General features: G+C 43.5%; 11 protein-coding genes and 1 other RNA gene. 1 reads left to right on the top strand and 11 read right to left on the bottom strand.

Annotated elements, in window-relative coordinates; translation table 11 throughout:
* Positions 1–149: 149 nt before the first annotated feature.
* From ACL9RM_RS18390 to ACL9RM_RS18380, 3 genes are all read right to left on the bottom strand, one after another.
* Positions 150–992: an aldo/keto reductase gene (locus ACL9RM_RS18390; protein WP_250267174.1), complete on the bottom strand. Its 843-nt coding sequence runs from the start codon at positions 990–992 to the stop codon at positions 150–152.
* 275 nt (positions 993–1,267) lie between these two features.
* A complete protein-coding gene (locus ACL9RM_RS18385; RefSeq protein WP_250267173.1) occupies positions 1,268–3,652 on the bottom strand; it encodes a phosphoketolase family protein in 2,385 nt (794 codons plus the stop codon).
* Between the two features lie 293 nt (positions 3,653–3,945).
* Positions 3,946–4,668 carry a GntR family transcriptional regulator gene (locus tag ACL9RM_RS18380; protein ID WP_023986502.1) on the bottom strand — a complete coding sequence of 241 codons (723 nt, stop codon included), beginning with the start codon at positions 4,666–4,668 and terminating at the stop codon, positions 3,946–3,948.
* A gap of 351 nt (positions 4,669–5,019) precedes the next feature.
* On the opposite strand from ACL9RM_RS18380, the gene ACL9RM_RS18375 reads away from it, so the two are divergent.
* A complete protein-coding gene (locus tag ACL9RM_RS18375) occupies positions 5,020–6,171 on the top strand; it encodes a glycosyltransferase family 2 protein (RefSeq protein WP_250267172.1) in 1,152 nt (383 codons plus the stop codon).
* 118 nt (positions 6,172–6,289) lie between these two features.
* Here the strand turns inward: ACL9RM_RS18375 and ACL9RM_RS18370 are convergent, their stop codons facing one another.
* The 8 genes from ACL9RM_RS18370 to eno form a co-directional block, all read right to left on the bottom strand.
* Positions 6,290–7,240 carry a ring-cleaving dioxygenase gene (locus tag ACL9RM_RS18370; protein WP_250267171.1) on the bottom strand — a complete coding sequence of 317 codons (951 nt, stop codon included), beginning with the start codon at positions 7,238–7,240 and terminating at the stop codon, positions 6,290–6,292.
* Between the two features lie 73 nt (positions 7,241–7,313).
* Complete coding sequence (locus ACL9RM_RS18365) at positions 7,314–7,712, bottom strand: DoxX family protein (RefSeq protein WP_061830219.1); 399 nt, start codon at positions 7,710–7,712, stop codon at positions 7,314–7,316.
* Between the two features lie 67 nt (positions 7,713–7,779).
* A complete protein-coding gene (locus tag ACL9RM_RS18360; protein ID WP_190298397.1) occupies positions 7,780–8,007 on the bottom strand; it encodes a DUF896 domain-containing protein in 228 nt (75 codons plus the stop codon).
* A 278-nt stretch (positions 8,008–8,285) separates the two neighbouring features.
* Positions 8,286–8,650, bottom strand: a transfer-messenger RNA (tmRNA) gene (ssrA, locus tag ACL9RM_RS18355).
* 250 nt (positions 8,651–8,900) lie between these two features.
* Positions 8,901–9,380 carry an SsrA-binding protein SmpB gene (gene smpB, locus ACL9RM_RS18350; RefSeq protein ID WP_013308270.1) on the bottom strand — a complete coding sequence of 160 codons (480 nt, stop codon included), beginning with the start codon at positions 9,378–9,380 and terminating at the stop codon, positions 8,901–8,903.
* A gap of 280 nt (positions 9,381–9,660) precedes the next feature.
* Positions 9,661–12,276 (bottom strand): ribonuclease R, encoded by a 2,616-nt coding sequence (gene rnr, locus ACL9RM_RS18345; RefSeq protein WP_250267170.1) that lies wholly within the window; start codon positions 12,274–12,276, stop codon positions 9,661–9,663.
* A gap of 195 nt (positions 12,277–12,471) precedes the next feature.
* Positions 12,472–12,705 carry a preprotein translocase subunit SecG gene (secG, locus tag ACL9RM_RS18340; RefSeq protein WP_013308268.1) on the bottom strand — a complete coding sequence of 78 codons (234 nt, stop codon included), beginning with the start codon at positions 12,703–12,705 and terminating at the stop codon, positions 12,472–12,474.
* Positions 12,706–13,046: 341 nt separating this feature from the next.
* On the bottom strand, positions 13,047–14,333 hold the full coding sequence (gene eno / locus ACL9RM_RS18335) for a phosphopyruvate hydratase (protein ID WP_013308266.1): 1,287 nt from the start codon (positions 14,331–14,333) through the stop codon (positions 13,047–13,049).
* Positions 14,334–14,357 lie beyond the last annotated feature (24 nt).

Below are 14,357 nucleotides of genomic sequence, written 5' to 3'. Positions count from 1 at the left end.
ATCATACATCAAATCCGGTAAAAAATGTTCATCATAGCTCTATATACTGGCCCATTGATCACTTTCAGATGTGTGTTCGTTTTATTATAAAAGCAAAGGGTCCAAAAACCCGCGACAGATTTTTGAACCCTTCTATTTATTGTTCCTGATTATAGTTCTTCATAGGACTTGGGGTCCTGTCCCCATATCCGTCCATCCTCACTGCTAAATGCCGAAATCACGTTCATTTCCTCTGGAGACAACTCAAAGTCAAAAATATCTAGATTCTCCGTTTGGTGTTTTAAAGAAGAGGCCTTAGGGATCGGGATTGCTCCAAGTTGGATATGCCAACGTAAAATCGCTTGTGTAGTCGTTTTATTATGAGCAGAAGCAATTTTCCCAATCTCTTCATTCTCCAGCATGCTGTGACCGCGCCCCAAGGGGCTCCATGATTCCGTCACGATGCCCTGTTCAGCATCTTTTGCACGCTGATGTTCCTGATTAAATAATGGATGCAATTCAACTTGATTTAAGCTCGGCGTGACACCTGTTTCCCGAATTAAACGTTCATTATGCTCGGGCAAGAAATTGCAGACCCCAATGGAACGGATATAGCCCCTTTTCTTCGCCTCAATTAACGCCTGCCAAGCTTCAACATATCGATCAATTTGGGGATTCGGCCAATGGATCAGATAAAGATCATAATAGTCCAGGCCTCCTCTATATAATGACTCTTCGATCGTTACAATGGCCTCTTGGTAAGCATGTCGGCGACCCGGTAGTTTGGAGCAAATCAACAATTCCTCTCTGGGCACAGAGCTCTGCTGGACCGCTTTCCCGACAGCACCCTCATTTTCATAGTTGAACGCTGTGTCGATCAGACGGTAACCTGCATCAATCGCGCCGGTAATCGCCTTGACTCCATCTGCACCCTTAATTCCAGCAGTCCCAAATCCAATGACGGGCACTTTAATGCCATCATTCAATACCTTCTCCGGAATTTGTTGGTTCATAATTACAGCCTCCTTTACTATTCTCATATAACATAACACCTCTTCAAAGCTCCGGCAAAATATAGCAATCCATTCCGTTCTCTGTATATGTATATACCCACTAGCTCGTAACTTCCCTACCAAGTTCTCTGTGTGCTAAATCAAAAAGCGCCTGATCCCCATTGAAATCATACCTGAAGTCAAGGGGGCAGGCACTTGTACCACTACCAAATCATATATTCCACTTCATGCTTGATGGCTTGGTTGTCCAACACAAAGTTGAAGTGTCTGTATTTTTATTTCAAGCCATTCCATACCCAGTTCTCTACCTCTGGTAGGTCAATACCCTCTTCGCGAATGAATTGATGATGTTTCTTAATCGTAGCATCCATTTCATCCACAGTGTTGGTGTACTTCCCAGCGTCAGGTAAGTTGAGAGCAGCTTCCTTCACTAAGTCAAAACGATCCATTTGATTCAATACACGCATATCAAATGGTGTCGTAATATCGCCATTCTCACGGTATCCATGTACATGCAAGTTATGATTATGACGATCAAAGAACAGATCTTTGATCAGACCTTCGTAACCATGGAAAGCGAAAACAACGGGTTTGTCTTTTGTGAAAAAATGATCAAACTCAGCGTCGGATAATCCACGCGGGTCTAGTTTTTGACTTCTCAGTTTCAGCAAATCTACCACGTTGATGTACCGAATCTTCAAGTCAGGCAGTTTTTCATGCAAAATAGAAATTGCAGCTAAACTTTCAATCGTTGGCTCTGTACCAGCAGAAGCAATGACAAGGTCAGGTTCTCCACCTTGATCTGTACTTGCCCAGTCAATGATCTTCAACCCTTTATCCACCAATTCTTTCGCTTCATCAGCACTAAACCATTGTGGACGTGGATGTTTAGATGAAACAATCAAATTGATCTTTTGACGATCATTTAAAATGGTGTCGAAAACAGCCAACAAGGAATTGGCATCCGCTGGCAGATACTCCCGAATAAATTCTGGTTTTTTATCAGCCAAATGACCTAACAAACCTGGATCTTGGTGTGTATACCCATTATGATCCTGTTGGAACACTGTTGAAGTTGCTACGACATTCAATGATGGGATATCTGCACGCCATCCTTGATCCGTTGCTTTACGCAGCCACTTAAAGTGCTGGGTGATCATCGAGTCAACCACACGCAGGAAGGCTTCGTAACTTGCAAAGAAACCATGGCGACCTGTTAATACATAACCTTCCAGCAATCCTTCAGCTTGGTGTTCGGATAATTGAGAATCAATTACGCGGCCATAGGATGATAAGAATTCATCATTAGGTTCAATAATTTGGTCCATCCATTGGCGTTTGGTTACTTCAAAAACAGGAGCCAAGCGATTAGACATCGTTTCATCCGGTCCGAAGATTCTGAAATTACGATTTTCTTCATTTAAGAGAACCACATCTTTAACGTATTTCCCTAAAACCGACATATCTTGCGCAATCACTTTACCAGGTACGGAATTATCCAGCGTATAGTTACGGAAATCCGGTAATTTCAAGTCTTTAATGAGGTTACCCGCATTCGCAACAGGGTTCATTCCCATACGTTTATCGCCTGTAGGCAGAATTTCAGCAAGCTCAGGGTTTAAACGACCGTTTTCGTCGAACAATTCCTCTGGTCTATAGCTATTCAGCCATTCTAACAAAGCAGGTGCGTGCTGCATATTTTTTTGATCAACCGGAATTGGAACCTGATGGGCACGGAATGAATTTTCATTCGGCACGTTGTCCCATTCCTTCGGACCCGTCCAACCTTTAGGTGAACGGAAGACAATCATCGGCCACGCCGGACGAGTAAGGTCATTATTTTCACGCGCATTCTTTTGAATGGCTTCAATCTTCTCGATAGCCGTATCCAGTACTTTCGCCATTTCTGGATGCATGAGATCCGGATTTTCACCTTCAACAAAGAACGGCTCCCAACCCAAACCTTTAAAGTATGAGGTCAATTCTTCTTTTGATTGACGAGACATAATCGTTGGGTTACTAATCTTAAAGCCATTCAAGTGCAAGATTGGTAGCACTGCACCATCCGTGATGGGGTTGATAAATCGGTTAGAGAACCACGAAGCGGCTAATGGACCCGTTTCAGCTTCACCATCCCCAATAACAACAGCCGAAATCAGATCAGGATTATCCAGAATGGCACCTACACCATGAGAAAGGGAGTAGCCTAATTCTCCACCTTCATGGATAGATCCAGGTGTTTCAGGAGCAGCATGTGAAGCAATACCGCCAGGGAAAGAGAATTGTTTGAACAATTTCTTCATACCTGAGATATCTTGTGTAATTTGCGGATAGATTTCAGTGTAGCTTCCATCCAGATAAGAATTTGAAACCATAACCTGGCCGCCGTGACCAGGACCTTCAATGTAAAGCATGCTCAAATCATATTTATTAATAACACGATTTAGATGTGCATAAATAAAGTTTTGGCCCGGAATTGTGCCCCAGTGTCCAATAGGCTTAACCTTCACATCTGAATCTTTTAAAGGCTCTCTCAACAAAGGATTATCTTTTAAATACAGCTGACCTACCGAAATGTAGTTCGTTGCACGCCAATATGCATCAAGTTTTTCTAAATATGTTTTAGATGAATAATCTGCTAACACGGGTGATAACGACATGGTGTCCACTCCCTAAGTAGTTTTGTTTGTAATTTATTTCCGGAAATTTCATCTACATGTACATCATAACGCTACGCTGATTAAATTCAACCTTTTTCACAAGTGATACGGTCCAATTTTGTGAAATTTTGAACATACTATGAAATATAAATTAAAAAGACAGTAAAAAAGCTCTTACATTAAAATATATAGAATTATTAACCAATAAAATTTGCAATAACGAGGCAATCGCAGACTCCAATCCTTTTCTCAAAACCATAAAAAAAAGACCGGAGAATTCTCCAGTCTTATCATTAGTGAACCGATACAAAGGTGTTAAATTTCAAATATTTGTAATGAAATCGCATATGAGAAAACTCAAATGGCGTACCGTTATCTAAAAAGAACACACCTTCCATAATACCTACAGGCTCATTTTCATTTAAATGTAGCAGCTTTTGATCATTCTCTTGAGACGGTTCTGCAAAAATGGATAAAAAAGATTTGGTGACGGCCAAGTTCCGTGAGTCTTCCAAATAATTAAAAATGGAACCCTCGATAATTGTCTGATTTAAATTCTGGACAATTTTAATGGGGATATAGCCCGTTTCAATCATAAAAGGATCATCATCAAATAGACGTAAGCGAACAATTTTGTAAACAAAATCATGAGTCTCCAAAAACAAATCGCGCTGTAACTCTTCTGTTGGCGGAATGACCTCAAAACTCAGTACTTTGATTTTTGGCTTTTTACCATGCATTTGAAAATTATCAGTGACCCCTAGATTAGAGCCTTCGTAGTTAAAGATAGATTCATTTCTTATGTATAATGGATTAATAAATGTCCCGGAACCTTGTTTTTTGAAAATGATTCCGACATTCTCCATTTTAGTCAGAGCACGTTTAATTGAACTACGACTAACCTGGTAAGTCTCACTAAGACTACGTTCATCTGGCAATCTCATATCTGCAAACTTTCCTGCAAAAATTTTCATCTTGAGATCGTCAATAATTTGCTTATAGACAAATTGTGTCATATAGTACTCCTCTTTCAGGTCTTCTATAACTCTATATAGTTTACCATAACTTGCCCATTTCATCTCATGTTTGTTTCTATATGCTGAGTGGGCTTTCAGCGGATAGGAAGTACCCTCACTTTTACTTTACATCTCTATGCATAATACCATGATTACACATACATAACACCACTGAACGTACCTGCAAAACAGCAGAAGATACAGAACCCCCACCTTAATATCGGTAATAAGACCAAGCCTGTTTCGAACCTGGAGGGATGTTTGACTAGACCAGGCTAAAATCCTTGAATACATTGTTATTATTTATCTTGTTCAAGCGTTTTCTAATAAGAATGGTGGGGGGAGATCATATTGGCTATCCGCTACAGCGTCATCATTCCAACCTATAATCGAGCCCAGCAATTGTTGCTTACACTCGCTTCATTTGAGACACAAACCTATCCAAAGCAACTATTCGAAGTCATTGTAGCTGATGACGGTTCTACAGACGGAACAAAAGAAATGGTCGAAGGCTTCAAAGCATCCTATCCTCTTATCTATGTGTCACATCAGGAACAACGCGGTCGATCTGCCGTTCGAAATTTGGGACTGCGCCGTGCAAAAGGGCTGTACATCATCTTCTGCGACGCTGACTTTGTAGTGTTACCGGAATTCATTAGGATCGTGAGCCGTTATCACCGTAAATATCCCAAGTCCGTGCTTTCAGGCATTCCTCACTCGTGGGACGATGCTTTTACCCACTATTACCCTGACTTTTCCCCTGAAGAAAAAGAACAATGTCGCAACATACTTACGCAGTCCAACTTATGGAATGCTGACTATGAAGCAGCGAACGAAATTACTCCGATCATAACCCCAGAAGATATCCTTCACCAAACGGGTGCACTGTCTAAAGTAGTTAGTCCCACAAGGGTTCCTCCCAATACGCAGAAACAATTTGCCTCAACGGACGTAGCCCCCTGGATGCTGCTGGTTACTCGTTGTGTAGCCATCAGACGCAGTCACTTGATTCGTATTAGAGGTTTCAATGAACGGTTTGTGCTGTATGGACTCGAAGACTGGGACCTTGGCTATAGACTACATCGCTTGAAAATCCCTTTTTATTGCATCAAAGAGGTGGTCGGATATCATCAGGAACATCCAACCTATCTTAGAGGTAACGTGTTAAATACGGAAAATCTGAGAATCATGTATGAAACCTACGGATTCAATGACTCCTCGTTAAATTTATTCGCCCTTATCCCTCCATCCGAGGATTTTGAGACCTACAAAAATACATTGCGGGTATTGCGCAGGGGATTCCGCTCTAGGTTAACACGCTCATCAGCACTGTTATTAAGAAGAACACTACGCATTGCAGCCAAGCAGTTCTACGATCAAAGCCATACTCATGCATACAAAAAATCATTACACTTGATAAAAAAGAAAGCAGCGAACCGGAAAAGTCGAGTCGCTCATGTGTTACGAGAAATGCTAGTGAAGTCTGAAAAGCTGGTGGAGTAGCAAGAGGCCGGAAGGACACGAAACACATGAATTTTTCCCGTAATAAAAAGACTCCTCCATCTGAGAGCAGGCCAAACTCGGCAAGCTGTCTTATGGAAGAGTCATATGCAACTTTTTCTTACTTTTGTTTTTCCGTTAATGTTCTCACTTTAATAGGATGCAGATTCGCCTCGATTTGAGCCCGCTGCGGTTCATACCACTCTGGCAGCATTAATTCCTGTCCCAAAGATTCAGCAGGTTCATCGTTAGCAAATCCCGGTGGGTCTGTAGCAATTTCAAATAAGATGCCGCCCGCTTCTCTGAAATATATCGCATTAAAATATTGGCGGTCTATGATTGGAGTCGGCTGATAGCCATAATGCTGGACTGCGTTTCTCCATTCTTCATGTTGTTCAAAATCTTTTGCACGCCACGCAATGTGATGTACCGTGCCTGCTCCACCAAAGCCTAAACCCATTTTGGCGAGCGGAACATCTACGATGTTGCCGATTTCTCCTACGGACTGATAACGGGCATATTCGGCGTCTTCAGCGATTTTCGTAAATCCGAGTATGCTCTCCAATGCATCCATCGTTCTCTGTGGGTTGACGCTAAATAGCACGGCGCCTCCAAACCCCTTAATTGCTTTATCAGCCGAAATACCACCGTAAGACCAAGTACTGTTCGCTCCCGCTTCACGTTCGACAAGCTCAAGACGTAGACCCTCATTATCCTCAAATTGAAGATATTGTTCAGAAAAACGGCTCGTTTTCGTAACTTGAATATCAAAGCTTTCCAAACGATGCTGCCAAAAATCAAGTGAACCTGGGGGTACTACATACGAGGTTATGCCCACCTGGCCACCTCCGATTTGCCCTTTGGAAGTTCCTGGTGCAGGAAAAAAAGTAATGATCGTTCCAGGACTTCCTGCCTCGCTACCAAAGTACAAGTGGTAAACCTCAGGAGCATCGAAGTTGATTGTTTTCTTCACTAACCGAAGTCCCAGGACGCCGGCATAGAAGTCGACATTTTCCTGCGGATTACCGGCAAAAGCTGTAATATGATGGATACCTGTAGTTTGAAGTGACATATGAAACCCTCCTTTAATCGTAGAAACCTTTATTTTTATTGTTGATGACTTTTAATGACCTAAATATCATGTTTTATCTAAGTAATGCATCGATGGAATATGAACCTGCTCCTGTCAACGCAATACCGATTACAACTGCAATAAGAACTAGCGGATATTCATAGCCATTAGCTGTTGCCCAGATCCCGTTTGGGCCATGTACTTTGAAAATTGCTCCAAGCATAGTCACCGTAATCAACAATGCAGCCAGTGGAGTGAGTAGTCCTACAGCAAATAGAGCTCCTCCCAACAATTCCATCAACCCAGCAGACACTGCCATGAATACTCCGGGCTTAATGCCAATCGATTCCATCCAACCGCCCGTACCCTTTGGACCATAGCCGCCAAACCACCCAAAAAGCTTCTGTGCTCCGTGCCCCACCAATAACAATCCAACCACCAAACGTATCAGTAACAATCCACTTGCCAACATAAAAATCACCCTCCATATTATATTTATTTAAAGATTATTAAATTAGAGATATTAGACAAAATTAAACTTATTGTTTAGTGACTCGGGCCTGTTCTTTTCTAAGTTTTTCAGGAGTAACATCATCTCCATTCGGATCATAAATCGTAGCATTCAAGAGAATGCTTTGTACAGAGCCCCGAAAGATTTGAAGGTATTCTTTGCGAAGATCCGTTTGTTCCGTTTTTTCGATTTCAGTTAATCCGACTTCCTTTGCTTTTTTTGCGAGCTGATTAATTCTTTCTAAAATGGTGATCATGTATATACCTCCCTATTCAAAATTTTCTGGTTGTTTTATCTTTAATTTATTTATCTTGATTTAAAGATATAATACTTTTCTATCCGTGTCAATACTTTTTCGAAAAGAAAAGAAGATGAACGCTTGAGTTGCTTTTAAAGGTGAAAGAAAAAACAGCCGGAACACTTAGAAATATCTTTAAGCTACAAGTTGTGTAAAACCTCTTCAACTCAATTAATAAAGCCATAATAAAAAGCCACCAACCAGAATCACTGGCTGATGACTTTCTTGTCTTACTCAAATGGAGGCGAGGGGAGTCGAACCCCTGTCCGAAGATAACGACACATAAGCTTCTACGGGTGTAGTGACAGTTTTGATGTCACCCTAGAAACTCCCTGTCACCGGATTCCCTTCGGGTCAGCCTGATTATCTTCTTCAGCTCACCGCAGGCGGAGATGAGACAGCGTATTCCACTATTTGTTAGCCCCTATCCCAGTCACATGGACGATGCTGGGTAGAAGCACGCACACAGTTTCTTAGGCTGCGAAAGCGTAGTTGTTTTGTTGTTTGCCGTTTAATAGGCTTTAGCGTTGATGAAGCGGACGCGTCCCCACTACCCGCTACCCATGCTCGAACTATCCCCGTCGAATCCATAAACGCCCCCTTATTATAAAAGGGCTCCACGGATAAAACCGGAAATACCGGAGCATAAGCATGCATAATATCAAAAGCTGAATCCTAGGATTCAACACTCGAACAAAGTTAAAAGCTTTAAAACTGACTACTTCGTTAGTATACCATATTACAGGTCATTACGAAACGAAATGAAGCCATTTAAGCCTTATAAAATAGCACCATTACAGGAACAAGTAACTTCTCCACGTAATTTGTACCAGATCTAATAATACAGCAACTTATCTCGCAATTTTCTGCTTCTCACGCAAAGCACGTTGGATATCACGCTGTGCATCGCGTTTAGCGGCAGCATCACGTTTGTCATACTGCTTCTTACCTCTACCCAGTCCGAGCAGAAGCTTGGCATAACCATTACGAACATAAATCTTGAGCGGTACAATCGTGTAACCTTCCTGTTTGGACAGACCGATAAGCTTGCGAATCTGCTCTTTATGCAACAGCAGCTTACGCGTACGGGTCGGATCGGTAGGATTATTGCGATTACCTTGTTCAAAAGGGCTGATATGCATATTGTGAATATGAATTTCGCCATTACGGATCGTAGCAAATGCATCACTTATATTAGAGCGACCATTCCGTAGAGACTTAATTTCTGTTCCCGTTAGCACCATGCCCGCCTCGTAAGTGTCCTCAATAAAATAGTCATGGGAAGCTTTTTTGTTCTGGGCGAGCACTTTCCCGTCTGCCTTCTTACCCATGAATACCACTCCTTATGAATAACGTAATTCACTCTTGAAATCCAGGCATCAAAATCCGGCTACAAAGAGCTACCTAGAAATATATTGTAACAAATTTCAGATGGTAAAAGCAAGAAAGGTCAAGCCTTCTACATTTCTAACTGCACTTATATCACACTTAAAACCAAGCGGCTTCCATCCAATACAGCAGACAGAAACCGCCCGTATAACCTATGCTTCAAGTCAGCTTCATTCACTGCAATGGAAGCTCCAGCCTTCAAAGTAAGTAAGCTCTAGCTACCTACTTCTTCTTTTTCCGCACAAAGCCCGCGGTGCTATTGCCACCACTTCCGCCCTTATTCTTCCGCTTGCGACGTGCTGCGCCTTCACCGTTTGGTCTGGCATCACTCCCTGGTGTAGCTGCTCCGCCGATGAAAATACCGCTGGCAGACGTCTTCTTCCGTCGCTTGCTTGCCCCGGATGCTGGCGAGTTATACCCGCCCTTGCCACTGCCAAAGCCGAAGTTGCTAGCTGAGCCGGCTCCAGCTCCGTTTCCGCCGCCGCGTCCTGAACGACCTGCGGTGCTAATCCCTCCGTTACCAGCGCCAGCTTCTTTTGGCTTCCCGGTAACATCACGACCGCCTTTACGCTCTTTGCCAGTCTTGTCCTTGCCGCCCTTGCGGTCACGCCCTTCTCGGCCTTTGCCTTTACCACGGCTCTCGCCACGCGCAAAGTCTCCACCCTGTCCTGTACCGCCAGTCCGTTCACGGCGTTGCCGTTGCTTCATATCGACAAGTTCAAAGTCAATTGTGTAATCTTCCATATTCACACGCGCGACGCGAACTTTAACCTCATCCCCAATGCGGAACACCTTGGAGGTGCGTTCGCCAATCAACGCCATATGCTGCTCGTCAAAATGATAATAGTCGTCCGTAAGCGCACTCAGACGCGTCAGGCCCTCCACTGTATTGTCGAGCTCAATGAACATTCCGAAGCTGGTTACACTGCTGATGATCCCCTCGAATTCCTCGCCGACCTTGTCCAGCATGTATTCAGCCTTTTTCATCTGCTCTGTATCACGCTCTGCATCCACAGCTACGCGTTCACGCTCGGAAGATTGCTGCGCAATATCAGGCATACGTGCAGTTAAATATTCCTGACGCTCGGCTGTTAAAGCCCCGCCATTCTCCAATACCTCACGAATGACACGGTGAATCACCAAGTCAGGGTAACGACGGATCGGCGATGTAAAATGAGAGTAATACTCCGCTGCCAATCCAAAATGTCCTGTCGACTCCGCATCATACTTTGCCTGCTTCATCGAACGTAGCATCATCGTGCTAAGCACGGTTTGCTCCTTCGTACCCTGAATGTCTTCTAGCAACGTTTGTAGCGCACGCGGATGAATGGAATTTCCTCTACCTTTGATCTGATGCCCAAAATTAGCTGCGAAAGCCATAAAGTTTTGCAGCTTCTCTGGATCTGGGTCCTCATGAATCCGGTACAAGAAAGGTACTTTGAGCCAATGAAAATGTTCGGCTACCGTTTCATTGGCCGCCAACATAAACTCTTCAATAATTTGTTCAGCTATCGTACGATCTCTCTTTACAATATCGACAGCTTTGCCTTCATTATCCACAATCACTTTAGCTTCATCAAAGTCAAAATCAACCGCGCCTCGGCGCATTCGATTAGCACGTAGCTTCAATGCCAATTCCTTCATCGTGCTGAATACATCAATGAGATCCTTGTACCGTTCCATCAGTTCAGCATCTTCCTCTTCGAGGATTTTGCGAACGTTAGTGTACGTCATCCGTTCCTTCGTTTTAATCACACTGGTGAAAATATCATGCTTTACAACCTTCATATGCTCATTGAATTCCATCTCACAGGATAAAGTCAGTCGATCCACCTGTGGATTCAAAGAACATATTCCGTTCGAAAGTCGATGTGGAAGCATAGGAATGACACGGTCAACCAAATACACGCTACAACCGCGGTTATATGCCTCCTGATCCAGCTTGGAGTTCTCACGCACATAATACCCTACGTCGGCAATATGAACGCCCAGACGGTAGTTTCCGTTCGGCAAGCGCTCTACATTGACAGCATCATCCAGGTCTTTGGCATCCTCACCATCAATGGTAACAATGATCTTATCACGCAGATCGCGCCGTCCCTGACGTACAATCTCTTCTTCCGTAATCGCGTCGGGAGCATTCTCCGCTTCCTCTGTCACTTCATCTGGAAAAGCTTCCGGAAGCTGATGCTTACGAATAACTGACAAAATGTCGACGCCCGGATCATCCTTATGACCCAAAACCTCCAACACTTCGCCTTCCGCTGCTGCTCGTCCTTCTGGATAGCTCACAATACGCACAACGACCTTTTGACCGTTTACAGCTCCATTGAAGCTTGTTTTTGGAATGAAAATATCTCGGTTAATACGCTTATCATCCGGCAAAACGAAACCGTATGCTTCGTGGCTCTGAAACACGCCTACTACTTGAAGCACTGCGCGCTTCACGATCCGTACAACTTCACCTTCTAGTCGACCGCCCGCAGGTCCCTTCGAGGACACTCTTACCAGTACCGTATCTCCATTCATCGCACTCTTTAAATCATTGGCATGAATATATACATCCGGGTGCTCCCGGTCCTCTGGAATCAGAAAAGCAAATCCCTTGGCATGAGCCTGCAAACGCCCACGCTGCAAATCCATTCGTTCCGGCACACCATAACGGTTTGTGCGGGTCAGCAGAATTTTCCCCTCTTCCTCCAAAGCATTCAAAAGCTTAAGAAATTCACGAAAATCTTCCGCATCCTTAATATCAAAGTGCTGCTCCAGCTCCTGGTAAGTCATGGGTTTGTATGCGGTCTCGCGCATAAAATCGAGTAGTTGTTGCTCTGTTATCATAATATTGTCCACCTCGGGTGACCTTTAATTTTCAGTAATAAATCCGCATGTCCTTGTTCCTTGTTCCTGATACAAGGCTCTTAATATACTCATACCCTAGTATACACGAATTTAATCGACGGCATCCCTGCCTGTCCAAAATCTAAAAAAAGCCCCCGTTTCCCGCGAAACGAAGGCTTAAGGTACATATTTATCTTATTTTGCAAAAAATGCAACTAAAACAGAAACGATCATGAAACCCGCACCCAAAACAGCAGTTGCGCGTTGTAAAATCAAATCCATACCGCGAGCTTTTGTCTTGCCGAACAGATGCTCAGCACCGCCAGAGATGGCACCGGACAAACCTGCGCTTTTCCCCTTTTGCAGTAAAACAACCGCAATAACAGCAATCGAGAACACAACGAGCAGCACTTTCAAAAAGATTTCCATGAAAAATCCCACCTCCTGAGCTTATACATCTGTTTTGCAAAACAACACAGCCTCTTTTATGAAAACATGTACATATCATGTTATAAATAGCCGGAAATTAACGCAAAACACTATTTTTATTCTACCACAGCTTCCAGTAGATAACAACAGCTATAGCAAGTCACTCAGCCATTAAGCCTTTGCAAAGTTATAAATTCTCATACACATCCATAATAACAAAAAACAGACCTGCTCGCGGTGGCGAGTAGGCCTGTTTTATTCATGCGAAAAAGCTTTGAGCGTTCAGACTTCATGATCATAAACCATGAGTCAAGAGACGCCATCAGCATTTTTGCGCAATATTATTTTTTCAGGTTGTAGAAAGATTTCAGGCCGTGGTATTGAGCCAGTTCACCCAGTTGATCCTCAATGCGGAGCAATTGGTTGTACTTCGCAATACGGTCAGTACGGGAAGGAGCACCTGTTTTAATTTGGCCTGCATTTGTTGCAACAGCGATATCAGCGATTGTGCTGTCTTCGGATTCACCGGAACGGTGAGAGATAACAGCTGTGTATCCTGCACGTTTAGCCAATTCGATAGCATCAAATGTTTCAGTCAGCGTACCGATTTGGTTTACTTTGATCAGGATGGAGTTACCGATGTTTTCATCGATACCTTTAGCCAGACGCTCTGTGTTTGTTACGAACAGGTCGTCACCAACCAGTTGGATTTTGTTGCCCAATTTTTCAGTGAGCAATTTCCAACCTTCCCAGTCATCTTCGGAGCAACCATCTTCAATAGTGATGATTGGGTATTTATCAACCCAAGAAGCAAGCAGGTCAACGAACTCAGCAGAAGTGAAGGATTTTCCTTCGCCTTCCAAAGTGTATTTTCCATCTTTGAAGAACTCAGTGGAGGCAACGTCCATACCGAGGAATACGTCAACACCTGGTTTGTAACCAGCTTTTTCGATCGCTTCGATAATAGTGGACAGAGCTTCTTCGTTAGATTTGAAGTTAGGAGCAAAACCACCCTCATCACCAACAGCTGTGTTCAAACCTTTGGAGTTCAGTACAGATTTCAGGTTGTGGAAGATTTCTGCGCCTACACGCAGAGCTTCTTTAAATGTAGGAGCGCCTACAGGCAGAACCATGAACTCTTGTACGTCAACGTTATTGTCGGCATGAGCGCCACCGTTAACGATGTTCATCATTGGTACTGGCAATTGTTTAGCATTGAATCCGCCCAGGTAAGTGTACAGTGGCAAGCCCAGAGCTTCAGCAGCAGCGCGAGCTACAGCCATGGATACTGCCAGAATTGCGTTTGCACCCAATTTACCTTTGTTATGTGTACCATCCAATTTGATCATCAGCGTGTCGATTTCTACTTGGTTCACAGCATCCAAGCCGATTACTTCAGGAGCAATAATTTCGTTCACGTTTTTAACAGCTTGCAGAACGCCTTTACCCAGGTAACGGGATTTGTCGTTATCACGAAGCTCTACAGCTTCGTGAGCGCCTGTGGAGGCACCGGAAGGAACGATAGCACTACCGATAGCACCGGATTCCAGATAAACTTCAACTTCAACCGTAGGGTTACCACGGGAGTCGAGGACTTCGCGAGCGTACACGTCAGAAATAATAGTCATTTGTACTTAATCTCCTTTGTGAAT

It is taken from the genome of Paenibacillus sp. S29 (assembly GCF_049319765.1).
GTDB classification, from domain to species: Bacteria; Bacillota; Bacilli; order Paenibacillales; family Paenibacillaceae; genus Paenibacillus; species Paenibacillus polymyxa_B.
Note: the sequence above shows the minus strand (reverse complement) of the source record. Positions and strands in the feature narration are given on the sequence as shown.